This window comes from Vibrio limimangrovi (genome assembly GCF_054064025.1).
The window spans coordinates 131,172-154,901 of the sequence record NZ_JBSUGF010000012.1; the positions used below are offsets into that span (position 1 = coordinate 131,172).

At 44.5% G+C, this 23,730-nt stretch carries 22 protein-coding genes; 11 read left to right on the forward strand and 11 right to left on the reverse strand.

All coding sequences use genetic code 11. The annotated features are described in order from the left end of the window. Positions 1-13 precede the first annotated feature (13 nt). From rpoZ to ACWYU8_RS17270, 9 genes are all read right to left on the reverse strand, one after another. Entirely contained in the window at positions 14-286 is a 273-nt protein-coding gene (gene rpoZ / locus ACWYU8_RS17230) for a DNA-directed RNA polymerase subunit omega (protein ID WP_005379346.1), read from the reverse strand. Positions 287-478: 192 nt separating this feature from the next. Then, a complete protein-coding gene (gmk, locus tag ACWYU8_RS17235; RefSeq protein WP_457520961.1) occupies positions 479-1,102 on the reverse strand; it encodes a guanylate kinase in 624 nt (207 codons plus the stop codon). A gap of 563 nt (positions 1,103-1,665) precedes the next feature. After that, complete coding sequence (locus tag ACWYU8_RS17240) at positions 1,666-2,877, reverse strand: tetratricopeptide repeat protein (RefSeq protein ID WP_457520962.1); 1,212 nt, start codon at positions 2,875-2,877, stop codon at positions 1,666-1,668. 12 nt (positions 2,878-2,889) lie between these two features. After that, the gene (locus tag ACWYU8_RS17245) at positions 2,890-3,522 is read right to left on the reverse strand and encodes an energy transducer TonB (RefSeq protein ID WP_457520963.1); all 633 of its coding nucleotides are present in this window, start codon (positions 3,520-3,522) and stop codon (positions 2,890-2,892) included. A 4-nt stretch (positions 3,523-3,526) separates the two neighbouring features. Further along, the gene (locus tag ACWYU8_RS17250; protein ID WP_444495655.1) at positions 3,527-3,934 is read right to left on the reverse strand and encodes an ExbD/TolR family protein; all 408 of its coding nucleotides are present in this window, start codon (positions 3,932-3,934) and stop codon (positions 3,527-3,529) included. Positions 3,935-3,959: 25 nt separating this feature from the next. Next, positions 3,960-4,487: a MotA/TolQ/ExbB proton channel family protein gene (locus ACWYU8_RS17255; RefSeq protein WP_457520964.1), complete on the reverse strand. Its 528-nt coding sequence runs from the start codon at positions 4,485-4,487 to the stop codon at positions 3,960-3,962. 9 nt (positions 4,488-4,496) lie between these two features. Next, entirely contained in the window at positions 4,497-5,858 is a 1,362-nt protein-coding gene (locus ACWYU8_RS17260) for a MotA/TolQ/ExbB proton channel family protein (protein WP_457520965.1), read from the reverse strand. Between the two features lie 3 nt (positions 5,859-5,861). Continuing rightward, the gene (locus ACWYU8_RS17265; protein WP_457520966.1) at positions 5,862-6,626 is read right to left on the reverse strand and encodes a DUF3450 domain-containing protein; all 765 of its coding nucleotides are present in this window, start codon (positions 6,624-6,626) and stop codon (positions 5,862-5,864) included. Positions 6,627-6,701: 75 nt separating this feature from the next. After that, a complete protein-coding gene (locus tag ACWYU8_RS17270; RefSeq protein WP_457520967.1) occupies positions 6,702-9,302 on the reverse strand; it encodes a TonB-dependent receptor plug domain-containing protein in 2,601 nt (866 codons plus the stop codon). A gap of 819 nt (positions 9,303-10,121) precedes the next feature. On the opposite strand from ACWYU8_RS17270, the gene ACWYU8_RS17275 reads away from it, so the two are divergent. The 6 genes from ACWYU8_RS17275 to ACWYU8_RS17300 all read left to right on the forward strand — a co-directional run bounded on the left by ACWYU8_RS17275 (position 10,122) and on the right by ACWYU8_RS17300 (position 16,348). Next, positions 10,122-11,147 (forward strand): ABC transporter permease subunit, encoded by a 1,026-nt coding sequence (locus ACWYU8_RS17275; RefSeq protein WP_457520968.1) that lies wholly within the window; start codon positions 10,122-10,124, stop codon positions 11,145-11,147. A 1-nt stretch (position 11,148) separates the two neighbouring features. Next, entirely contained in the window at positions 11,149-12,192 is a 1,044-nt protein-coding gene (locus ACWYU8_RS17280) for an ABC transporter permease (RefSeq protein WP_457520969.1), read from the forward strand. A gap of 38 nt (positions 12,193-12,230) precedes the next feature. Next, the gene (locus tag ACWYU8_RS17285; protein ID WP_457520970.1) at positions 12,231-14,057 is read left to right on the forward strand and encodes an extracellular solute-binding protein; all 1,827 of its coding nucleotides are present in this window, start codon (positions 12,231-12,233) and stop codon (positions 14,055-14,057) included. 9 nt (positions 14,058-14,066) lie between these two features. Next, a complete protein-coding gene (locus tag ACWYU8_RS17290) occupies positions 14,067-14,924 on the forward strand; it encodes an ABC transporter ATP-binding protein (protein WP_457520971.1) in 858 nt (285 codons plus the stop codon). A gap of 32 nt (positions 14,925-14,956) precedes the next feature. After that, positions 14,957-15,796 (forward strand): ABC transporter ATP-binding protein, encoded by an 840-nt coding sequence (locus tag ACWYU8_RS17295; RefSeq protein WP_457520972.1) that lies wholly within the window; start codon positions 14,957-14,959, stop codon positions 15,794-15,796. Between the two features lie 126 nt (positions 15,797-15,922). Then, complete coding sequence (locus ACWYU8_RS17300) at positions 15,923-16,348, forward strand: phosphate-starvation-inducible protein PsiE (RefSeq protein ID WP_457520973.1); 426 nt, start codon at positions 15,923-15,925, stop codon at positions 16,346-16,348. A 42-nt stretch (positions 16,349-16,390) separates the two neighbouring features. Here the strand turns inward: ACWYU8_RS17300 and ACWYU8_RS17305 are convergent, their stop codons facing one another. After that, positions 16,391-16,795: a hypothetical protein gene (locus ACWYU8_RS17305; protein WP_457520974.1), complete on the reverse strand. Its 405-nt coding sequence runs from the start codon at positions 16,793-16,795 to the stop codon at positions 16,391-16,393. Between the two features lie 754 nt (positions 16,796-17,549). Here ACWYU8_RS17305 and tnaA point away from each other — a divergent pair. The 4 genes from tnaA to ACWYU8_RS17325 all read left to right on the forward strand — a co-directional run bounded on the left by tnaA (position 17,550) and on the right by ACWYU8_RS17325 (position 22,002). Beyond that, complete coding sequence (tnaA, locus tag ACWYU8_RS17310; protein ID WP_457520975.1) at positions 17,550-18,965, forward strand: tryptophanase; 1,416 nt, start codon at positions 17,550-17,552, stop codon at positions 18,963-18,965. Positions 18,966-19,140: 175 nt separating this feature from the next. Continuing rightward, positions 19,141-20,355, forward strand: coding sequence for an aromatic amino acid transporter (locus ACWYU8_RS17315; RefSeq protein WP_457520976.1), 1,215 nt, complete (start codon positions 19,141-19,143; stop codon positions 20,353-20,355). Between the two features lie 34 nt (positions 20,356-20,389). After that, on the forward strand, positions 20,390-20,773 hold the full coding sequence (locus ACWYU8_RS17320; protein ID WP_457520977.1) for a RidA family protein: 384 nt from the start codon (positions 20,390-20,392) through the stop codon (positions 20,771-20,773). A 122-nt stretch (positions 20,774-20,895) separates the two neighbouring features. After that, the gene (locus tag ACWYU8_RS17325) at positions 20,896-22,002 is read left to right on the forward strand and encodes a porin (protein ID WP_457520978.1); all 1,107 of its coding nucleotides are present in this window, start codon (positions 20,896-20,898) and stop codon (positions 22,000-22,002) included. 111 nt (positions 22,003-22,113) lie between these two features. Here the strand turns inward: ACWYU8_RS17325 and ACWYU8_RS17330 are convergent, their stop codons facing one another. After that, a complete protein-coding gene (locus tag ACWYU8_RS17330) occupies positions 22,114-22,257 on the reverse strand; it encodes a hypothetical protein (protein WP_457520979.1) in 144 nt (47 codons plus the stop codon). Positions 22,258-22,750: 493 nt separating this feature from the next. Between ACWYU8_RS17330 and ACWYU8_RS17335 the strand changes: the two genes are divergently transcribed. Beyond that, complete coding sequence (locus ACWYU8_RS17335) at positions 22,751-23,701, forward strand: excinuclease ATPase subunit (RefSeq protein ID WP_457520980.1); 951 nt, start codon at positions 22,751-22,753, stop codon at positions 23,699-23,701. Positions 23,702-23,730 lie beyond the last annotated feature (29 nt).

Below are 23,730 nucleotides of genomic sequence, written 5' to 3' on the forward strand. Positions count from 1 at the left end.
TCTCGAGTCAGAATTAACGGTTGTGAGCGATGCTGCTTACTGCCGCTAGCTCTGCCGCTTCTTGCTCTTGTTGTTCTTGACGTTCACGAGCGTCCAGAACTTCTTTCGTGATTAAACCTTCTTCGATTTCGCGAAGAGCGATAACCGTTGGTTTATCGTTCTCTTCTGGCACTAGTGCATCTTTACCGCCAGTTTGCATTTGACGAGCGCGGCGAGCCGCAATCAGTACTAGGTCGAAACGGTTGCCAACTTTTTCAACAGCGTCTTGAACAGTTACGCGTGCCATGAGGACTCCAAATAGTTAACTAAAATTTTAGAATGACGAGAAAGTATACAGCCTAACTACTTTATTTACTAGCAATTAGACAGCCCAGCGTCTGTGGGCTTTCTCTGGTGTTTTATTGCCTGCTCTTTGCTGCGAGAAAATAGGCGCAAAGAAGCAAAAATTCTTGGTGTTTACAGTGTGACTTTAATGAAGTTACTCTGCTAACAACGCGTCAAGCATACCTTTATATTTAGCAGCTTGCTTTTCTTCCTTCAATCTTTCTGCACGCAGAATCGCTTTAAAGTCGACTAATGCGGTGTCGAAGTCGTCATTCACAATGACATAATCGTATTCATTGTAATGAGAGATTTCTGACTTTGCTTCTGCCATGCGTTTTGCGATCACGTCATCACTGTCTTGGCCGCGCGTGTTAAGGCGACGCTCCAGCTCACCATTTGATGGCGGCAGAATGAAGATGCTTTTCGCTTCTGGCATTTGCTCACGAATTTGTCGTGCGCCTTGCCAGTCGATATCCAGGAATACGTCGATACCTTTATTTAGCGTTTCTTCAATCCAGACACGAGAGGTTCCGTAATAGTTACCAAACACTTCCGCGTGTTCTAAAAAGTCACCTTTCGCAATTAAAGCTTCAAACTCGTCTTTAGATACGAAATGGTAGTGGATACCGTTTTCTTCACCAGGACGCATGTCACGAGTGGTGTGAGACACAGACACTTTCATTGCGTATGTCGGATTGCGTTCCAACATTGCTGAGATCAAGCTAGATTTACCTGCGCCGCTAGGTGCAGATACGATATAGAGAGTACCTTTGCCCATTGTACTGTTCCACTTTGATTGGATTGATAGAGTGCCGAAGGAAAGTTCCGACAGTCTTTTAACGATAGCACTGGCAATGAGGAGTCAACCACCAAAGGGATGGATATTGGTGATAATCCCGCCAGAAAAATGGAGGCGAAGAGTATCATGATCTCTATATGGTTGCCAGTTGATCTTTCGCGCTGTGCTAACTCCTCATAAAAACGCCAATTAGACCTTAGTCAGTAAAAGTTGTTTTACCTGAACTTAATAAAGTTAGCGTAACTGCACATACATATTCTAACCACGAGTCATCCTGAACAGCGACGAAGGAGCGTGATTCAGGATCTATTACCCGAGCGTGCTGACACTAACAGTGTTTACTTCAGCTGCATTCTTGTTGTAAGCAGATTCCTGATGTCGCTAAGGCTCCTCGGAATGACGGAAGGAATCTAGGTTCTCAGGGGCTTTGGAATGACGCTGATGGAGAATGTAATAAATAGACGTAAAAAAGGGGAAGCTTTCACTTCCCCAGGCGTGCGACTGACTCACACTTAATTTTAATGATATAGACTGAGCTGGGTCTAACCCTGGGATTCTAAGAAATTAATCCAAGGGTTCGCGACGCCTTGCAAGCCTGGTGACTGAGCGGCACTTTGCATTGCTTTAAGTGCGTTATCTGGCTGATTTAGCTCAAAATATGCCATGCCGCGAATGTAGGCTAATTCGCCCTTCTCATCGCGCTTGGCATCAGGAGCGGCGTTTTGAGTAAACTTCGTCGCTTCTGAATATTGCTTGTCTAAAATCATCAGACGAGCAATTTTAATTTGAGTGTCAGCTGCTGGCGCAAGATTGTAAGCTTGTTGGTAGACGTCGATTGCTCGCCCAAGCTCTTGTGCTTGCTGCCAAAATGATCCCAGTTTTTCTAAGTTTTCTGCATTACGCTCGACATGACCGCTTTCAAAGGCTGATTGAAGCGTTTTTGCCGCTCGGAATGGCACTCCTTGATAAGCCTGGAAATTCACTAAACGTAAATACTCTTTTTCGTCTTCCAGAAGACCTAATTTATAGGCCATTTCCAGCGTTGAAAGGGCATTACGCTCTTGATTTAACTCCATGTAAATACCAGACAGTTGAGTCCAGTAACGCTTATTTTTCGGGTACTTGGTGGTTAACGTCTTCAGAACACCCGCAACGCTCTTGAATTGTTTCAATTCATAGTGCGCTGACATCAGCAGCTGGTACCAGGATTCACTAGGATCTTTACTCATCGCGATGGCCTGTTTGGTCGGCGGAATCGCGTTTTTGTAGTCCTCCAGCTGAATGTAAGCACTGGCTAGTGTGATGTAAGCATGAGCTTGTGGTTTTTCTTCCGTTGTCTCCGCAATTTTGAACCATTCATTCATGGTAGAAACGGATTTCTTAAACTGTCCTTCAGCAAGATATAACTGAGCCACGCTGTAGCGTACTTGTTGTGCGACAGGCACAGGCAGCGCATTCAAACTCAATGCATCAGCAAAGTATTTGACCGCTTTGGGATAGTTATCTTGCAACGAGTATAAGAAGCCCATTTGTTGCAATAACACGGCGCGGTCGTATTCACGTTTGCTGCTACTTAACGCTGAGTTCAGTTTCGAAATCGCTTCCGAATATTTTTCCGTTGCGATCAGTTCCTGAACTTTATTGACGGTTCTGAATGTTTTGTCTGACAACTCAGGAGTGCTGGAGAAAGCAGGCGCGCCGTACGCGCCCGCCAGTAACACCAGAGAAGCCAACAATTTTGTATATGATTTCATGATTGCGACTCCTTAGTTGGTAGAGAACTCAATTTCTTGAGAAAGGCGAGAACTTACCGCTTTACCGTCGACCATCTTAGGTTTGAAGGTCCATTTGGCTACCGTGGTTTTCGCTGCTTGTCCCAAGCCTAACTTACGTGGTGTTTCTTTTAAGACTTTAACGTCTTCAACACTGCCGCGTTCGTTAACCGTAAACTCTACCAGTACGATACCTTTTTCTAGTCCCGAACGTGCCGCTTTACGTGGCATTTGTGGTTGGAAGGTTGCCAGAGGAACCGGGCCTCCACCGCCTACTACCTGAGCACCGCCACCTTGTGTGTAGTGACCCAGTACTGAACCACCTGTTACGTTGACTGGCAGGTCAAGCTTAGGCATGTTCATTGGAACTTGATCCATCACCGGCTTAACATTCGACGTCACCTTCATTTCTGGTGGTGGCGGCGGACGCTTAGGTGGTGGTGGTTTCGGGAGTTCGCGTTTTTTCTCCTGTACTTTTTCGTCTGGTTTAATGCGAATGAAATCGACCATACGCTGATCATCATTCGACACTAGCTCGTGGCGCTCTTTGTTTACCAGCTTGTCCATCCCCCAGAAAAGTCCGAGGGAGACAATGAGCGCCAGTGCAATTGAGGCCAGATACCGCATAAGCTTAATCCTTACCGGTTGCGGCAATGGAGATGCTTTCTACACCCGCCATCTTAATCTGGTCCATAACCTTCACAACTACCCCTGCATTCGCTTCTGTATCCGCCTGGATAACAACAGCGCCATCTGGGCTTTCTGCGCGAAGACGCTCGATGTTGGCGCGAACGGCGTCGACTTCAATGCGTCGCTTATCAACCCAGACATCACCAGCTGCACCGATAGCAACCATAATGTTACCTTTTTTCACGGTTTGTGCTGAGCTTGCCGTTGGGCGGTTTACTTCAATACCAGCTTCTTTAACAAATGACGTTGTTACGATAAAGAAGATCAACATGATGAATACGATGTCGAGCATCGGTGTCATATCGATAGCGGTTTCATCACTGCTATCACTGCTATAGCGTCTTTTCATGACCTATACCTCTAATTCCATTTACTCAGGCAATATGCTTTAGCTTATCTTCCAGCTTTTGCGTTGTGACTTTGGCTAAATGATCAAGACGTGAACTAAAGAACAGTCCTGATAAAGAAGCCACCATCCCGGCTAAAGTTGGGATTGTTGCCTTTGAGATCCCCGAGGCCATTGCTCGAGGGCTTCCTGTACCTGTTACCGCTAAGATGTCGAATACCTGAATCATGCCGACAACGGTGCCGAGCAGACCAAGCAGGGGACAGAGTGCAATCAGAACCTTAACGATTGGCAGTCCCTTTTTATTCTCAATATCCTGACGAGAAACGATTTCTTGTCGGATCATCTTTGCGTTCCAGCTTTGATGTTCTGAACGCTCACCCCAAAGGCTCACTGCTTTTTTCATGGCCTTAGGAGCGACGGCACTAAAGTAGAACCAACGTTCTAACAGTACTGCCCACAAAACGAAGCTGAGGATGAAGATGGCGACGAGTACGTCACCACCCATTCCCAAGAAGCGCCTAATTGATTCAAGTTCTCCAACTAACCACCACATAATGCCTCCTTAGCTTTCGGCTTTATGCAGTTTTTCCTGATAGCGAGCGATGAAACCTGCACTCTGTTCTTCAAGAGTTTGAACCAAACGACGACCTTTACTGTGTACAAGGGTGTAAAGGAACAGTAGAGGAATTGCGACAACCAGACCTAGCATTGTGGTTACCAGTGCCTCAGAGATACCGCCTGCCATCAGTTTTGGATCGCCCGTACCAAATAGCGTGATTGCCTGGAAGGTACCGATCATACCCATTACTGTACCCAGCAGACCAAGTAGCGGTGCTACAGAAGCAAACAGTTTGATTGAGCTGATGAAACGTTCGATGCTTGGAGCGTTACGTAGGATGATTTCGTCCAGTTTCGCTTCCAGATCTTCAAGGTTATCGCCTTTGTGTTCTTGGTAAGCCTGGATAACTTCACCCAGAGGGTTACCAGGGATAACCGTCTCTGATTTCGCCTGTTTACGCATTTTGCCACCAATAACCTGAAGGCGTAGGAAACAGATTAGCGCGATGATTGCACCGACAGCACCCATAGCCAGGATGACGTAACCAACGATACCACCTTGGTCAATACGTTCCTGAACAGTCGGGCTTTGTACTAGCAGCGACAGAATTACACCACGAGAAGGGTCAAGGAACAGTGGCTCGTAAGTGCCTGTTGCTGACTCAAAACCAGCAACCTGGCTTGTGATGTTTTTGCTTGGCTGGCGAGATAGTTCTTCGAACTTACCAGTTTGAGGTACGTAAATAACGTATTTTCCGTCAGCAATCGCGTTAAATTCACCAACCAGAGTCACGTCGCGAACGGCTTCTTTACCTTCACCGTAAACAACCGTTGCTTGTGTTGTTGAGGTTTCACCAGAGACGACAACTTGTTGAAGAATGGTGTGCCAGAATGCTTCTAGCTCTTGAGTCGATGGCAGTTCTTTACTTTCTGCCAGTTTAGTCAGCAGGGCATCACGCTCTGGAAACTGAACCGCATTTTGTGAAGCTGCGAACAGACCTTTAAATTCACCCGCGTACTGACGAACCACACCAAACATCTCACCCAAAGTACCTGAACGAACACGTAGCGTTTCGGATAGATCGGTAAGCTGTTTGTCGTTCTCGTCGAACGTTGCTTTTAGCTGGTCACCCAGTGCTTGTTGTGAAGCCAGTTCGTTGCGTGCTTGTTGTAGCAGCGCAGATTGCTGATCGCGATCGCGCTTGAAGATGGCTTCGCGTTCTTTGTTTTCATTTGATTCAACAATACTCTCTGATTTTACGTTTTTCAGTAGTTCAGACAGTGTTTGAGGGGTTTCCGCTTGTGCGCCAGAAACCATAAATAAGCTTGCTAACAGGCTAGCAGCCAGAGTTTTGAATCCTTTCATCTCTTATTCCTCCCCAGCAAATACAGGCAATTTGATCAGCGCTGGTGGCGCTTGCTTCTTAGCAATACGAAGGCCTTGCTGTACAGCGATACGGTAGCTTTCAGGTAGTGTTTCCCATTGACGTGTTTGTTGGTTCCACATCCCTGTTTCACCGCCATCCGGAGATTGGAATAGAAGTGCCGTACGACCAATGCGCAAGAAGTCGTAGGTGACAACTTCGCCATTACGGTCCAGGCTAGCTTTGTAAGATTCGATTGAGCGAGAGAAGCCTTCTTCGATTTGGTACGCTTCCATCACTTTACGGAATTTCTCTGAAGTGGTTACGTCCGCACGGTCCATCAGGCGATGTAACTCTTGAACGCGTTTGTTACGTTCTTCTTTTTGGAATGGCAGGTCGAGAGTAACGAACTCGTCTAGTGCATCGATCATTTTTAGTGTCAGAGGAACAACTTCCGTTGCGGTTTGATCGATTTGAGCAATCTGGCTGTTTAATGAGTCCAACTCGCCTTGTTGCGACTGAACCATACGGTTAATTTGCTCATTGTAGACTTTCATACTGTCGATTTGACGAAGTAAGCCTTTGTATTCCGCCAACATGCTTTCTGTGTTTTCAGCATAGTTGTCGATTTTTTGTTGTGAAGCCTGTGAAGACTTGGTTGTTTGTGCTTGGTTGTCGACTACGGTTCCTGAGTCAGCAGCCATTGCTGCACCACTTACCGTGAGGATCGCGGCAGTCAACGCACTTACGCCAAATTCCTTTAACGTCATAGTAGCATCCTTGTTAGTGTGATATTAAGTCAGTCGAATAGGGCGCAGGAAAGTCTCCTGCGCCAAAGGTTTTAATTAAAAGTTTTGAGAGTATTTCAAGAAGTAAACACGGCCTTGAATGCTGTATAGGTCTGAATTGTAAGTCACACCATCAGATTCAAATGAAGGATCTTCGTCAGTCAGGTTACGTACACCCGCTGTGAATTTTCCGTCCCACGGAGCCATGTAGTTGTACGCCACGTTCCACGTTGTTTGTGAAGAGATGTGGCCAATTTTCTTGTAGTTGTCATCAACATCTTGTGCCTGATCTGCGATGTGATCTGCAGATACATAGATGTCATGATCTTCCAGGAAGTTTACACCTACACCTGTGTTGAAACGGTACTCAGGCAAGCCGTTACGGCCAACTTGGTTATTAGTCGGGCCACCAACGTATTCAGGTGTGCTGTAATCAAGTACGTAGCTACCCATAAAGTCGTAACGAACGGTCGCGTAATCGAAGTCGTAGCGGTAACCTAGTTTCAGGTCGATACCTGAAGTATCTAGTGTACCCAGGTTCTGTAGACCCGCTGTTGCTTCCACGATACGGCCATTTGCATCACGGATGATGTTAGGGTTTGAAACGCCAGAGCTACGCTCTTCGTCGATCATACTTTGCAGAGTATTCAGTGTGATCATGTCATCAATGCTGATGTTGTAGTAATCCACTGTTACATCTAGATCTTCGATTGGTGAGTAACTCACACCGAAGTTAAACGATACTGACGTCTCTGCTTCCAGATCTTCGTTTGCAGTACGAGTTACATCGTATTGAGTCTCTGGACAGTCTGCATAGGCAATGCCATTCGCTGAACAGTAGCTGTAGTCTTTCGCGAAGTCTGACGAGTAGCTGTCAGCCGCGTAAAGGTCAGATAGTGTTGGAGCGCGGAAGCCCATGCCAGCGCCAGCGCGGAACATCAGGTTATCCATAGGCTGGTAACGGAAAGATACTTTTGGCGAGATCTCATCACCAAAGTCGCTGTAGTGGTCGTAACGAGCCGCGACGTTCATTTCCAGTTCGTCAGTTAATGCGATCAGAGATTCTGCGTAAAACGCGTAAGTTTCGCGATCACCCGCAGCAGAGTTACCTGCACTACCAATGATGTTACCCGCTTCACTTTGTGCGTCGTATTTATCGAAGTAGTCGTAAGTCGTGAATTCACCACCAACGTAGAGTGGAATAGTGACGTCACCAATTTGTGCAAGGTCAAACTGAAGACCGCCAGAGAACTGGTGCATTGTCATTTCAGTTTCACGACCAGTTGGTGCAGACAGTTGAGCGGTTGCGTCGTCGCTGAACTCGCCGTTTACAAACTGACCAGATTCTGCCAGTGATGATGCGACTGAGCCAAATACGTAACCCGAACCAATTTCGTTACTGTTCGAGTAGTTCATATGGTAGCCAGCTTCCCAAATCACTTCGCCGACGGCGTCAGTGTAAAGTGTGCCGTCTAGACCTGCTTTGAAATCAGCCTGGAAGTCAGTAACGCTGTTGTCACGTGTACCTACGTTGTTGAAACGGTAGTAGACTGCTGCCGGGCCTGCAGCTGGATCAAGTCCATTCTCTGTGAAGAAATCAGCGCCGCCAGAGGTGGTAGGATCAATGGTAAAGTAACCTGCAGCTGGTGCAAAACGACCAAAACTTTCGTTACGGTTCAATAGCAATTGTGAATTAAATGTTGTGTCGTCAGTCAGGAAGATATTACCGTTAACAAATACGGTATTACGTTCCAGAGAGGCAGTTTGAGCCGCTTCTCCAGTGTAGTCGTAACCACAAATGTCACCCAGGCCAGGGTAGTTTGTCAGGCCAACAAAGCCTTTTGATGTACAGGATTCGTCAGTGTTGTAACCGTTTAGCGCTTTTAGTTCGCCATCATGGTACACGTTACGGCCGTAAATACTGACGCCAGACATATCGAAGTAGTTCGCTGCGCCAGTATTGGTCGAGCTTAGGTAATCGCGGTCGCGTTGGTAGATTTCATCTTTGCTGTCATGCTCAAACGAGAACATGATGTTGCCTTTTTCGCCACTGGTACCCATCACAAGCGCAACGTTTCCTTCATCGCCGCCCTCTTGGCTTGGGATACCCGAACCAACAGTCACGTTAATGCCGTCAAATTCTTCTTTCAGGATGATGTTGACTACACCAGCAACCGCGTCAGAACCGTATACCGCTGAACCGCCGTCAGCCATAACTTCAACACGTTCAACAATCGCAGATGGGATAGCATTGATGTTCGCAGCGCCGCCACCCATGGTTGCTGAACCAGGTAGACGTTTGCCGTTAACAAGAACCAGAGTACGTGAAGCGCCTAGACCACGTAGAGACATGGTTGCCTGGCTTTGCCATGAACTACCAGAGCTTTCACTGTAAGAACCAAATGAGTTGAATGAAGATTTACGTAGAACGTCTGCAATCGATACGTCACCTGCACGTTCGATTTCAGCACGGCCGATCACTGCTACCGGAGTGCTGCCTTCCATTGATGCTCGCGTAAGGCGCGAACCCGTAACTTTCATTTTTTGAAGTTTTTCAACTTGCTGCTCTTCTGCCTGGGCTGCTACAGGGGCGAAAGCTGCCGCCGTCCCCAAAGCAAGGCTGATCGCAACAGATAAAGCTGTTGTGTTTTTATACATCCTTGTTGCTCCAATTATTATTATTTCCTGTGCTTGGTCGCATAATGACCAAATGTGACGAGAATATTTCGTCATTGTGCGGCCAATGTATAACCGAGGTGAAAAAAGGAAGTCAAACCAGTGGTAAACAGGGATGGTTAAATGTAAAAAAGATGTAAAAATCTGAAGATATTATGAATTAAAGAATTATTTACTAAGTTTGGCTTTGAAAAGGACATTAAACATCGATAAAACACCGTATTTTGTGTTTCTTACAAACTTTAATGACTTATGTTGCCTATACTTTTGTGGTGGGTAATTGAATCTGAAAACAAGTATTTTTCTAGTGAATAATTCTGATATGAACTTTATATAAAATGCTAATCATATTGGCTCTAGCACATGAAGTGGTATCAAAATATGATACCCATTGCTATCAAAGGGCTCACTCGTATTTTGGAGTCAATATGTAAGGGTTGAATATGTCTTATTATTCTTAATTTCTGCATTTTTATGTAGTGTGTTGACTCTAAATTGCTCAGATTGAAATTCTGTATGAATTGTTTTTGTGGTTTTTTATCATTTTTTTATAAAACATTACGTTTTTTTGATACTAGACGAAGTGCGTCATATTTTGTTTTTAAACACTTGAAGCCAATGTTGATTCAAGCTAAATATGACGCTGACATTTTTGCAGTCACATAAAATCAAGCTATTGACACACATGGAACGTGCTTCAACAGTTTAATTCTCTGCAAGATAATTATGCACCATTTTGGGGCCGGTAACGTTTTGGTTAAACCGGTCTAAACTGGACAGTAGACAAGGAGCAAGTTGTATATGCTGTCGTACTTTTTACGCCGTTTAGCGTTAGTCATTCCGACGTTTCTCGGAATAACGATTCTTATTTTTGCCATCACTCGCTTTGTCCCGGGTGGCCCTGTAGAACGCATGTTGTCACAGATGCAATCTCAGGGAGATGGTGGCGCAGCTATGACCACTGCGGGCGGGAATACCGCACTTTCTGATGATCAAATCGCTGAGTTGAATGCTTTCTATGGCTTAGATAAGCCGGTAATGGAGGCGTACGTTGAGTGGTTAAGTCGTTTGGTGACTTTGGATCTCGGTGAGTCAACGCGTTACTACGAGCCCGTCTCTGAAATGATCGCAGAACGTTTGCCCGTTTCTCTGTTTTACGGAGGAATGACGTTCTTCATCAGTTATTTCATTTCCATCCCTCTTGGTTACTATAAAGCGCTCAAGCATGGCTCCGTGTTTGATTCTGCTTCCTCAATCTTGATCTTCGTTGGTTATGCCTTGCCCGGCTATGTGGTGGGGGTGTTGTTGATCACCTTGTTCAGTTATCACCTTGAATGGTTCCCGATGGGAGGTTTTGTTGGCGATAACTTCGATGATTATGAAACCTTCTTTGAACGTGCGAAAGACATCATGTGGCACGCCGTGTTGCCATTACTTTGTTACCTCATCGGCGACTTTGCCACACTTACCATGACGATGAAGAATAATCTGATGGAAAACTTATCCTCAGACTATATTCGTACCGCAATCGCAAAAGGTCTGCCTTTCCAGAAGGCCGTGCGTAGACATGCTCTGCGTAATAGCTTAATCCCTATTGCGAGCCACTTCGGTAATTCACTGTTGTTCTTTATGACAGGTGCGTTCCTGATCGAAGTTATTTTCAATATTGATGGCATTGGCCTGCTGGGTTATGAGTCAATCATGGAACGAGATTATCCGGTAGTGATGGGTATTGTTGCCATCAACGCGATATTACTGCTGATTGGTAACATTATTTCAGACATCTGTGTTGCTTTAGTCGACCCACGTGTGAAGTTCGGAGCGTAAGATGATTAAAGTCAGTCCATTAACTCAAAAGAAAATTCGCCACTTTAAAGAGATCAAACGCGGTTACTGGTCGTTTGTTGTCTTGTCTATCATGTTGATCCTTTCTCTGTTCGCGGAGTTGTTGATCAACAGTAAAGCTCTGGTTGTGAAGTACGACGGTAATTTCTACTTTCCTGTTGTGAGTGATGTGCGCTTAGGTAGTGATTTCGGCCAGGACTCATCGAGTGAAGCGGATTACCGCGTGCTACAAAAAGTATATGAAGAAGAAGGCGGTGATAATTTTGTCATTCTGCCTATCGTACCCTGGAACCCGTATGAGCAGGACTTCAGTGGTGATTTCCCACCGACTGCGCCAAGTGCTGAGAATAAGCACTATCTGGGTACCGATGTCATCGGCCGAGATATTTTAGCTCGTCTGGTTTACGGCTTTAGAACCGCGATGGGTTTCGCTTTGCTGACCATGATCGTGTCGTACGCGATTGGTACCGCGGTAGGCTGCGCGATGGGTTTCTGGGGCGGAAAATTCGATTTGTTCGTTCAACGATTGATCGAGATCTGGTCGATGGTACCGTTCCTGTACGTGATCATGATTCTGGTTTCGATCGTTCAGCCCACCTTCGCTCTGTTTGTGGCCATCAACGTTCTCTTCTCCTGGATGGGGATGACCTGGTACATGCGAACCATGACCTACAAGGAATCGGCTCGTGAGTATGTGATGGCTGCTCGTGCTTTGGGCGCATCTACTGGTCGAATTCTGTTTAATCATATTCTTCCTAATACGATGGTTATGATTGTCACGCTCGCGCCATTTACTATTGCAGCGAACATTACTGCACTTACCGCGTTAGATTACTTAGGCTTAGGCCTGATGCCACCAACACCGAGCTGGGGTGAACTACTGCAACAAGGTAAGTCGAATTTAGACTCGCCATGGATTGTTTCGTCAGTGGTGACTTCTATCGTATTGGTGCTGGTGATGGTGACTTTCATCGGAGAGGCGATCCGAGCGGCATTCGACCCGAAAAAATTCACACGCTATGTTTAACTAGGTGCAGTGAACAAAACATAAAAAAGGGAAGTTTTATGAATCGATTACTTTTAGCGTCTGCGTTGAGTGCCCTGAGTTTCGGTGTGATGTCTGCGACGCTTCCAGCTGAGCTGAATTGGCAAACAAACTGGGATGAGCCGCAATATGGCTCTCCTGAAGCAAAACGTGGTGGTACTTATCGTACCTATATGGCGAGTTTTCCTCAGACGCTACGCAGCGTAGGGCCAGATGCCAACGCAGGCTTACGCTCTTTCTTCTTAGATGAAACCCCAGGGTTAGTCGTACGTCATCCGGATACTTTGGAATTTATTCCAGAGATGGCGAATGAGTGGGCTTTGGCTGGTGATAATAAAACGGTTTACTTTAAGCTTAACCCGGAAGCGAAATGGTCTGATGGCAAGCCCGTCACCGCAGACGATTTTGTTTTCATGCTTAAGTTCTACCGCTCAAAAGATATTCTCGAACCTTGGTACAACGATTACTACAGTAAAACCGTCGCTGATATTGTGAAATATGACGATCACACTTTTTCGGTGACGGCTGCCAAAGAGTTCAACCCTGAAGAGCTTTTGCTGAGAATGGGCGCTTTACGTCCTCGTCCTGCGCACTTCTACGCGAATCCAGCCAAAGATGAAAACGGTGACGGCATCCACGATGATTTTGTCCGTTACTACAACTTTAAAAGTGAGCCAACCACGAGTGCCTATTACCTCGACGATATCAAAAAAGGTAAAAGCGTAACGTTTAAACACGTCGGCAAAGATTGGTGGGGTTACAGCAACAAGTACTATCAGAACCGCTACAACGTCGACCAGATTCGTATCACTGTCATTCGTGATAATGACATTGCTATGAAACACTTCGAGAAAGGCAATCTCGATGCTTTCCCTCTAATACTTCCAAGTCTGTGGCATGACAAATCTAATACAGAACCGTATCAAAAAGGGTATATCGAGAAATTCTGGGGCTACAACCAGTACCCAGTTGGCTCTGGTGGCATTTGGCTCAACACAGCTCAGCCGCTATTAAACGATCTCAACATTCGTAAAGGCGTGACCTATGCGACTGACTTCGATGGCATGATTGAAAATGTTATGCGTGGTGATTACACCCGTAAGCCAAATCCGACCGGTTTTGGACATGGTAAATACACCTTGCCGGATGCAAAAGCACCAGCCTTTGACGTGGACAAAGCCATTGCTGCATTTGAAGCGGCGGGATTTAACAAGATCGGTGCTGACGGTATTCGTATCAACGACAAAGGTCAGCGTCTGAGCTTTGAATTGACTTACGGAACACCAGTTCATACTCCGCGCATCGCTTATCTTAAAGAGCAAGCCAAATTGGCGGGGCTCGATATCGAACTGAAGCTGATTGATGGTTCATCAATGTTCAAGTATGTCAGTGAGAAGAAACATGATCTCGCTTTCTTAAACATGAGCACCTCAGAGATCCCGACTTACTGGGAATACTTCCATTCAGAGAATGCCAATAAGCCACAAACGAATAACTTCACCAACTACAGCACACCTGAGCTGGATGAAAAAATTATGGAGTATCGTTTCAGCCTGGATATGGAGAAGAAGATCAAACTGGGATACGAAATCCAGCGCGATATTACTGACGCGTACGTGATCGTTTCAGGCTATATGGTGCCTTATGTTCGCTACGGCCACTGGCGTTGGCTGAAGTTGCCTGAAAAACCAATGACTCGTATGACAGAATCGTTGTACAGCGATGGCGTCATTGGAGACGGCACATACTGGATCGACAGTGATGTGAAAAAAGAAACTCAACAAGCGATGAAATCAGGTAAGGCTTTCGAACCTGTAATTGAAATCGACGACACCTATAAGCTGTAGGGCGGCGTTATGGAAAACGAAGTAATCTTAACAGTTAAAGACCTCGAAGTAGAATTTATGACCGACGATGGTCCGGTAAAAGTGCTGCATGGCGTGAACTTTGAAGTTCGTGCTGGGCGCACGCTGGGTTTGGTCGGAGAGTCGGGCAGCGGCAAGAGTGTGACCTCAATGTCCATCATGGGCCTGCTTCCTAAACCATACGGCAATATTGTCAATGGTGAGGTGAACTACCGTGGAACCAACCTGGTGAAGCTGCCAGCCAACGAAATGTACGCAATGCGCGGGAACCATATTTCTATTATCTTCCAGGATCCCATGACGGCACTGAACCCTGTTCACACCATTGGTCGTCAGATTTGTGAAGTGTTAGAGCTGCATCGTCCGGAGTTGGATAAAAAATCACGAGAGTCCTATGCGATTGAAATGCTGGACAAAGTGAAAATTCCAATGCCAGAAAAACGCCTCAATGAATACCCGCACAACCTGTCTGGCGGTATGCGTCAGCGTGTGATGATTGCAATGGCATTGGCCTGTAAACCAGACATCCTGATTTGTGACGAACCAACAACGGCGCTGGATGTTACCGTACAGGCGTCTATTCTTGAATTAATGAATGAGCTTCAGGAAGAGACGGGCATGGCGATGATCTTCATTACCCATGACCTTGGTGTGGTAGCGGAAGTGTGCGATGACGTCGCTGTGATGTATGGCGGACGCATCGTCGAAACAGCAGAAATTTTTGAACTGTTTGACAATCCACAGCACCCATATACTGAGCGCCTGATGGGCTTGATGCCAAGTTTAGATAATGAACCTAAGCAGATGATCGACATCAAACCAATAGATGCAAGTATGTTTGCAAGCTAGTGCAAAGTGAACGAGTCATAAAAGAGGATGTTATGGCAAAAGAAGTATTAAGAATTGAAAATCTTAAGCAGCACTTTGTATCTGGCAAAGGCCTGTTTAAGAAAGGCTATACGATTAAAGCGGTAGATGGGGTCTCTCTTTCTGTCGGAGAAGGGGAAACGCTGGGTCTGGTTGGAGAATCAGGCTGTGGCAAAAGTACCTTAGGCCGAACCATATTAAAGCTTTACGAACCGACCGAAGGCAAAATCTTCTTTGAAGGTAAAGACATCACTAAGCTATCGATAAAAGAGATGCGCCCACTGCGTAAAGATATGCAGATCGTCTTTCAGGATCCGATGGAGTCACTGAACCAGCGCCATACTATCGGTATGATTCTCGAAGAGCCGTTCGTGATTCATAAAGTTGGTACGCCTGCGCAGCGCAAAGAGTGGGTCAAAGAACTGTTGGTTAAAGTGGGTCTGCCAGAAACCGCGGTAAACCGTTATCCGCACGAATTCTCAGGTGGTCAGCGTCAACGTATCGGCATTGCCCGCGCGATTGCACTTAAACCTAAATTGTTGATTTGTGATGAGTCCGTTTCGGCACTGGATGTTTCCGTTCAGGCACAAATTTTGAACCTGTTACTGCAACTGCAAAAGGAAATGAACCTGGCGATTATCTTTATCTCACATGACTTATCGGTGGTTAAGCATGTATCCGATAAAGTGGCGGTGATGTACTTTGGTAAGGTGGTAGAAGCGGGTAGTGCAAAAGAAATCTACGCCAACCCACAAAATGAATACACCAAGAAACTGCTTTCTGCCATTCCAATTACGCATCCTAAGTTCAGGAAGAAAAAGCGCTTAGCTGAAAAAAAGCAGCAAGTGGCGTAAGCCGTGCCACAGCAAGTTTAAATAACCAACGCTCCGCTAAATAGTCGGAGCGTTTTCTTTTGTATTCTTTTTGAACTGGCGTGCTAAACTCGTGCTTATCTCTTTGGTTTGTTTGGATAATTAACTATGGCGTCAGAGTTACCTAAATCATTCAGTCGACCGTTCTTAAAAGTCTTCCACTTTTTTGAGGCGATATTGTTAGTCGCGATTACTTTGGCAACCTTGTATGCCATGGTGGAAGAGTTCGTCCACGTTTTTGTTGCAAAACGAGTTATGCTCACTGACATCTTATTGATGTTTATTTATCTTGAAGTGTTAGCGATGGTGCGGCAGTTCGTGATGAACGGAAAAATTCCAGTCCGTTATCCGATCTATATCGCTATGATGGCGATCGCCCGTTACATCACCCTTGGGATGAAAGAGTTGGATGCCGTTCCTGTGGTGTGGCTATCTCTGGCAGCGCTGATTCTTGCGGCTGCGACACTGTTAATTCGAGCGGGTCACCATTACTGGCCTTACGTTGATAAGCGAACGGAAGAAAAAGACGAGTAAAGCCGACTGTATCGCCAATGTTTGACTTAAGGAGTGGCTGAACTATGGTTGTTCAGCCATTTTTTCGTAGTAAAGCCGCTGCTGTTCATTGAGTTCTTCTCTGATCTGCTTAGTTTCCTGCTCATTACCAAGTAAGCCAATACAATAATCTATGTCCGCTTCTGTAAAGCGCTGCTCCTTTTCTGCTTTGTGGGAAAGGGAACGAATTGGTTGTGAGCACTGATTTCGCTGACGAATATCTTTTATATGTTTGCATGGTTTGTATGCTTCAAAAGCAAAGTACATGGTTAAATAGCCCGTCCATTTCAATTGATGGGACATTACCGAGCAATGCAGAAGCTCCTCAGTACGCTCTAAGTCGACTTCTGGTTCTAGCTCTGCTTTGCTAAGCGGAGATAACAACAGCGCACACACTAGGGCGCAATGTAGAAGGAAGCGTGCGATCATAGGCGTATCCTTTCCTGTCTATTTATTCGTTATCTAAAGAGTATATACACATAACCTTGTGGTGTTTGGTTGCGAGAAATCAGATTAGAGCACAGACATGTCAATGCCATTTACAGTGCGTCTTGGTGCATATTGACCGATGTTTAATTCAACGAGTAAGGAAAATGTTGTGAGTGAATTGGAAGGTTGTTATCAAATATCAACCTTATGAATGATGGTTTTTACGGCAGGTGGGAGCTTATGTGTGTATGTTCTGTTTGCGCTAATTTATTTGTGACACGTGATTTATTCCCGGAGTTTCTATAAGGACATTTGTCACATTTATTATTTTGGCCAATTTACTTTGTTCATGGTTTGGCTAAAAATGAACTCATCGGTCAATCAGATATAACGAATGATGGCATTAGAAATGAGTCAAAGTATTAAAATTCAAAATAAGTCATGGTCAAGCTCTTTAGCTTGGTATACACATGACTTTGAGCTACAAATTCTACCTTCTTGCTTCCGCTTCTAATCAATACGATTATTTAACGCTACAGTATTAGTTAAATAATTGTCTCGTATACATCATATTAAAAATATCGACAGTAGTGTTCTGTATTATTCATTCAGTTCCTGAGTCATATTTTATCTTAATTTAATTAGTTTTAATTTGACTGATTCATTATTCAGAGCGAATTATCACGCCAAAAATATATTGTGATATTAATTAATGTCGCCTGTTTAATAAAAAATATTATTGAAAGGTATTATCATGGAAAACTTTAAGCATCTACCAGAACCATTCCGCATTCGTGTTGTTGAGCCAGTAAAAACGACGACCAGAGAATACCGTGAAGAAGCTATTTTAAAAGCAGGTATGAACCCATTCCTACTCGACAGTGAAGATGTATTTATCGATTTACTGACGGATAGTGGTACTGGTTCTATCACGCAAAAAATGCAAGCGGCAATGCTGATGGGTGATGAAGCGTACAGTGGCAGCCGCAGTTACTACGCACTTGCAAACGCGGTTAAAGATATTTTTGGTTATGAACTGACTATTCCAACTCACCAAGGTCGTGGTGCAGAGCAGATTTATATCCCAATTCTGATTAAGAAGCGTGAACAGGAGAAAGGCCTGGACCGTTCTAAGATGGTTGCTCTGTCTAATTACTTCTTCGATACAACGCAAGGTCACACTCAGGTGAACTGCTGCGTAGCGAAAAACGTTTATACAGATGAAGCTTTTGATACTTCAGTTAGCGCGGACTTTAAAGGTAACTTCGACCTGCAGAAACTGGAAATGGCCATTGAAGAAGCGGGCCCTGCGAACGTTCCTTACATCGTAAGTACGATTACTTGTAACTCAGCGGGTGGTCAGCCAGTTTCAATTGCGAACCTGAAAGCGGTTTATGAAATTGCTAAACGTTACGATATCCCAGTTATCATGGACTCGGCTCGTTACGCAGAGAACGCGTATTTCGTTCAACAACGTGAGCCAGGATACCAAGACTGGACGATTGAAGAAATCACTCGCGAAACATACAAATACGCAGATGCGCTAGCCATGTCTGCGAAGAAAGATGCCATGGTACAAATGGGTGGCCTGCTATGTTTCAAAGATGAATCTATGATGGATGTATACACTGAATCTCGCACACTTTGTGTTGTTCAGGAAGGCTTCCCGACATACGGCGGTCTTGAGGGCGGCGCAATGGAACGTCTGGCTGTTGGTCTGTACGATGGTATGCGTCAGGAGTGGCTGGAGTACCGTATCGGTCAGGTTCAATATCTGGTTGACGGTTTAGAAGCGATTGGCGTTGTTTGTCAGCAAGCAGGTGGTCACGCGGCGTTCGTTGATGCTGGTAAACTACTACCGCATATTCCAGCAGAACAGTTTCCGGCACACGCTCTGGCTTGTGAGCTATACAAAGTTGCGGGTATCCGTGCGGTTGAAATCGGTTCGTTACTACTAGGCCGCGATCCGGCAACTGGCAAGCAGCATAAGTGTCCGGCTGAATTGCTACGCTTAACGATTCCTCGTGCGACTTACACACAAACACACATGGACTTTGTTATCGAAGCATTTGAAAAAGTAAAAGCAAACGCTGAGAACGTGAAAGGTCTGGACTTCACTTACGAACCACCAGTGTTACGTCACTTCACTGCACGACTAAAAGAAGTCTAATCAAATCAATTAAACAATAAATATAAGCGCGCCTCTTTCCTCTGCTGAGGTGCGCTTATTCTAAATACCTACCTCGTACTACATATAAATTATATAACTATTAAACATTATTATTACTATAAAAGTTGGCTGATTGTTTATCCCTATTTAAAATCTATCTTATAGAGACGTGGTCATGAAAAATAGTCCATCTTTAGTCGGCGGATCTTGTATTATCGCAAGTGTCTGTGTGGGGGCGGGAATGCTTGGTTTACCAAGTGCAGGCGCAGGTGCTTGGACCGCATGGTCGTTAATTGCAATTACCTTTACCATGATTATGATGACAGTATCAGGTTGGATGCTGTTGGAAGCTTTCAAACGTTATGATTTAAAAGTATCTTTTAATACGGTTACTAAAGATATGTTAGGTAGTAACGTAAACCGAATTAATAATTTAGCTGTATATTTTGTTGGTGGTATTTTACTTTATGCTTATATCACTTCTTCTGGTTTAATATTAGAAGGCGTATTAGGTATTAATAATAAAATAGCTTCCGTTTTATTTGTTGCGATCTTTTCTCTTTTCGTTTGGCACTCCACTCGCGCAGTTGACAGAATTTCTGTTGTCCTGATTGCTTTTATGGGTCTCAGTTTTATCTTCGGTGTTTCTGGTTTAGCCGCAAATATCGATGTGTCTATTCTGTTTGACCGCGTCAACCAAGAAACCAACTATGCTCCTTATGCGATGACGATGCTGCCGGTTGCGTTAACCTCATTTGGTTACCATCACTCCGTCGCAAGTATGCGTTCTTACTATGGCTGCGAGCAACGTGCTAAGAAAGCTATCTTAGGTGGTACGGTCATTGCCCTGACACTTTACTTCTTATGGATGGTGAGTATCTACGGCAATCTACCACGCAGTGAGTTTGGTCCTGTGATTGAGCAGGGAGGCAACGTAGAAGCATTGCTAACTGCATTAGGCTCGGCGATTGATTCGGATAAAGTGGCTAGCGCCATCAATACCTTCTCTATGGCTGCGATCCTTTCTTCTTTCATCGGTGTCGGATTAGGTGTGTTCGATTTCCTAGCGGACTTATTCAAGTTTGAAGACACAAAACAAGGCCGTACAAAAACCTGGTTGGCAACGTTTTTACCACCACTGGTACTCTCTTTGCTCTTTCCATTTGGGTTTGTTATCGCGATTGGTTATGCCGGCGCTGCGGCTACCGTTTGGGCATGTCTGATCCCTGCGTTGTTAGCGCGCAAGTCTCGTCGTCTGGAAGGCAGTCATGAAGGGTTTGTCGCGCCAGGTGGCAATGTCATGATTGGTGTATTGATCTTATTTGGTGTGCTGACCGCAGTGTTCCACTTTATGTCAATGCTGAACCTTCTCCCTGTATTTAGCATTTAACAGCCTATTTATTTAACTAATTTGAGATAAAACAATGACAGATATTATTAATACTTCCAAAGCCCCGTTAGCGATTGGCCCTTACGTACAGGGCGTGAATTTAGGTGGCATGGTCATTACTTCAGGGCAGTTGCCTATTAATCCTGAAACCAAACAGATGCCGGAAGACGTCGCGGAACAAACTCTGCAGTCATTAAACAATGCGTTGGCAATCATAGAAGAGGCAGGGTTGAGTGCGAAAAATATTGTGAAAACAACGGTGTTTGTAAAAGACCTCAATGATTTTCCAGTGGTCAACCAAGTATACGGTGAGTTCTTCGAGAGTCACAACGCGTCATTCCCTGCACGTTCTTGTGTTGAAGTTGCTCGTTTACCGATGGATGCAAAAGTGGAAATTGAAGTTATCGCAACCAAATAGTTTTGACTGAATACGCTTAAATCCTCTCCACCTATTTAAAAATAAAAGCATGATAATTTCATAATGTGATTTTTTGTCATGCTTTTTTTGTGCCCGTTTTTTAGAAAATGTTGGAACGTGAAATGAAATTAAATAATAAAAATATTCTGTTTATCTCGGGTTTAATTGTCTCAAGCCAAGCACACGCACTAACGGTATATCAAGATGAAGTAAACAAGGTTGAAGTGTCCGGTGCGTTTTTAATGGATTACTGGCAACCCGCTCAGTTCCTCGATCACTACTTTAATGCCAGCCGCAGTACTTTGGGTATCGCGATAGAACGCCAGTTAGAGAACGGCTGGTCAACCGATGTAAAATTTGAGTGGGATACGATTCTTAACCCGCCTTCGAATGAGTTTGAAAACCAAAATGGTGACAAATTCAGAAGCCGCCTGGGTTATATCACGGTTGCGAATGACGAGTTAGGCAGTGTACGAATCGGTAAGCAATATTCGGCTTATCATGATGTTGCGGGTTACATGGATAACCTGATTGTGTTCGATCCGGATGCAACGCCGCTATTCAGTGATGGTAAAGATGGCGGTTTCATGGCAACGGCTCGTGGAGACAACCTTGTCGTTTACCGCAATAGTTTTGATGCGCTGAATGTGTCTGCTCAATATGGCTTTAACGGGGTAAACAACCGATACAATCAGGACTTAAGTCGGGAGAACAACTTTGCCCTGGCCGTCAGTTATGATTTTGACTTTGGCCTGAGCCTGGGTGCGACACATATGCAAAATAAGGTCGAGGGGACTTCCTTTGCAGGACTCAACGATGGGGATTCCCAAGAGCTGACCACGATAGCGGCCAAATATGGCTACAAAGGATTTCAAATCTCAGCCGCGTTTACCGACGGTAAAAAGGCCCACGAAACCGATTTATTGTATTACCGTGTGACCGAAAGTAATAAGAGCAACCAATATGCAGATGCCAGTGCATACGATATGTATGCCCACTACTATTTCGGTATCGGCTTACGCCCTTATATTTACCTCTCCCAAGTTGATTTCGATGACAATTCGTTAAACTTGGACGGGGAGCGTAGCATTTATTCGTTTGGCCTAAGCTACCATGCAACGTCGCAATTGATTATCTCTGGGGAAATCAGAAAAACAGAAGAAGACAATTTAGGCGCAGGTAAGCAGGAAGACACTTTAAGTGGCATGACAATTCTGTATACATTTTAGCCGAATTTAAGATGTGACAAACACGAATATGGCTATTTAGCTGTTCGTGACAAAATAAAAAAGACGCCGTAAAAAGCGTCTTTTTTATTTTTAATTCTGACGGGCAATAAATTATGCCATAGAAATTAGACTTAACAGTCCAACCACCGCTGTTGTAGAAAAGCACATAATTGCAGCAGAGATTGAAGGCGTTAACACTTTTCCTAATTCAAGATTATTTTTGCCGTCTAATATTGATAAAAGTGCAGAGTTCATTTTTTCACCGTTGTTAATAGTTACTGTCTAAGAACGCGGCATATTTTACTGTCAATGTGATTTATGTCAAATATTTAATCAAAAAAAGTTTAATTATTGTTCTGATTGTTGAGGGAGGGAAATGAAACATTCAGGTTTTAACTTAAAAAATCCTTATAGATAAGTGGGTTAAAATTCTCGATGAATGTGGGGGGAGTTATCCTGACTTCTAGCTGAACCAGATCGGATTTTCTTTGTCACCTCTCAAAATTGGGGAATGCTATTACTTGGTTATTGCGACGCATGCGTCAATTCTTGGTGAGTAAATTGTCAATTTAACGCAAACATCTTTTTACATCGATATGGATTTCTTATATTATCGGCCAAATTTTAAAGTTATTATATTAATCAAGGTTAAATATATAAAAATATTATTTTTCCATTTATGGTTGGTCTGATAACTATTATTGCGATCCTTAATTGGTATACCCTCACTTGCGTAAAGGAGATTCAAGTGAAACTTTCACTATTGGCAATCGCGGTTGGCTCTATTATTTTAGTCGGCTGTAATAGTAGTAGCAGTGACGATTCCTCATCCGCTTCGAAGGATGTACGTGCATTCGATGGTGCGATTCAAGGTATGACTGGTCAGTTTGAGTGTATTGATGGCTCAGGTGGCCCTATCAGCGCGACTAACTACGATGGCTTTAGCACCATTGAAGATGAAACGTTCGTCAACAATCCTGAAACTTGTTCTTTAAGCTTTGATAAAACCCCTGGTGCGATAGATACATCTAACGGTAAAGATATGTCGAACGTTAGCTACAGTGTACCTAAAGGTTTGCTTCAGGCGGGCAAAGAAGTCGCAGCTACTCCATTGACGACGATTATTGCTAAACAACTTGGCGAAGAGTCGTATTCCGAAGATACGGCGAAAGAGATTTTGACAAAGCTGGGTATCGACGTTGATCAGTTAAACAACGATGGCGTAGAAATTAATGTTCTTGAGCTGCTGACTGAACCTGAAACAGCGCTGACTACGCTCAAAGAAGCTAACCCTGACGTTTACTCAAAAATTATGGTCACTACTGTCGTTCTTTCTGACATTCTTGTTGCCCAAGGTGACAAGTCAGACGTCACTGTTGACCAACTTGTGGATGTAGCTAGAAGAATTGGTAAGACTGTTCTGAGTCAACATCCAAACTATCCGGAGAGTAATAGCGGTGACGATATCTATGTCGATCTTGCCGAGGCGCTGGCGGATGATACTGTTTTCAATGAAATTGCCGATGTAGTAAACGACGACGATGTAAATCTGGATTCCGCTATTTTTGATGAAATTAATGATCAAATAACAACAGGTAAACCAGCGATTATTCCTCCAGTTGATACCGGTGATAATGATGCTACAGGTGGTACTGGTGGTACAGGCGGCAGTGGTAGTGAAGGCGGCGGTGGCGCTTAAGATCTTCCCTCTTCCGTATCACTGCTAGA

Bases quoted from the DNA above. Each gene is read 5' to 3' on its own strand.
- rpoZ (WP_005379346.1), bottom strand. From the start codon at position 286: ATGGCACGCGTAACTGTTCAAGACGCTGTTGAAAAAGTTGGCAACCGT.
- gmk (WP_457520961.1), bottom strand. From the start codon at position 1,102: ATGGGCAAAGGTACTCTCTATATCGTATCTGCACCTAGCGGCGCAGGT.
- ACWYU8_RS17240 (WP_457520962.1), bottom strand. From the start codon at position 2,877: ATGAAATCATATACAAAATTGTTGGCTTCTCTGGTGTTACTGGCGGGC.
- ACWYU8_RS17245 (WP_457520963.1), bottom strand. From the start codon at position 3,522: ATGCGGTATCTGGCCTCAATTGCACTGGCGCTCATTGTCTCCCTCGGA.
- ACWYU8_RS17250 (WP_444495655.1), bottom strand. From the start codon at position 3,934: ATGAAAAGACGCTATAGCAGTGATAGCAGTGATGAAACCGCTATCGAT.
- ACWYU8_RS17255 (WP_457520964.1), bottom strand. From the start codon at position 4,487: ATGTGGTGGTTAGTTGGAGAACTTGAATCAATTAGGCGCTTCTTGGGA.
- ACWYU8_RS17260 (WP_457520965.1), bottom strand. From the start codon at position 5,858: ATGAAAGGATTCAAAACTCTGGCTGCTAGCCTGTTAGCAAGCTTATTT.
- ACWYU8_RS17265 (WP_457520966.1), bottom strand. From the start codon at position 6,626: ATGACGTTAAAGGAATTTGGCGTAAGTGCGTTGACTGCCGCGATCCTC.
- ACWYU8_RS17270 (WP_457520967.1), bottom strand. From the start codon at position 9,302: ATGTATAAAAACACAACAGCTTTATCTGTTGCGATCAGCCTTGCTTTG.
- ACWYU8_RS17275 (WP_457520968.1), top strand. From the start codon at position 10,122: ATGCTGTCGTACTTTTTACGCCGTTTAGCGTTAGTCATTCCGACGTTT.
- ACWYU8_RS17280 (WP_457520969.1), top strand. From the start codon at position 11,149: ATGATTAAAGTCAGTCCATTAACTCAAAAGAAAATTCGCCACTTTAAA.
- ACWYU8_RS17285 (WP_457520970.1), top strand. From the start codon at position 12,231: ATGAATCGATTACTTTTAGCGTCTGCGTTGAGTGCCCTGAGTTTCGGT.
- ACWYU8_RS17290 (WP_457520971.1), top strand. From the start codon at position 14,067: ATGGAAAACGAAGTAATCTTAACAGTTAAAGACCTCGAAGTAGAATTT.
- ACWYU8_RS17295 (WP_457520972.1), top strand. From the start codon at position 14,957: ATGGCAAAAGAAGTATTAAGAATTGAAAATCTTAAGCAGCACTTTGTA.
- ACWYU8_RS17300 (WP_457520973.1), top strand. From the start codon at position 15,923: ATGGCGTCAGAGTTACCTAAATCATTCAGTCGACCGTTCTTAAAAGTC.
- ACWYU8_RS17305 (WP_457520974.1), bottom strand. From the start codon at position 16,795: ATGATCGCACGCTTCCTTCTACATTGCGCCCTAGTGTGTGCGCTGTTG.
- tnaA (WP_457520975.1), top strand. From the start codon at position 17,550: ATGGAAAACTTTAAGCATCTACCAGAACCATTCCGCATTCGTGTTGTT.
- ACWYU8_RS17315 (WP_457520976.1), top strand. From the start codon at position 19,141: ATGAAAAATAGTCCATCTTTAGTCGGCGGATCTTGTATTATCGCAAGT.
- ACWYU8_RS17320 (WP_457520977.1), top strand. From the start codon at position 20,390: ATGACAGATATTATTAATACTTCCAAAGCCCCGTTAGCGATTGGCCCT.
- ACWYU8_RS17325 (WP_457520978.1), top strand. From the start codon at position 20,896: ATGAAATTAAATAATAAAAATATTCTGTTTATCTCGGGTTTAATTGTC.
- ACWYU8_RS17330 (WP_457520979.1), bottom strand. From the start codon at position 22,257: ATGAACTCTGCACTTTTATCAATATTAGACGGCAAAAATAATCTTGAA.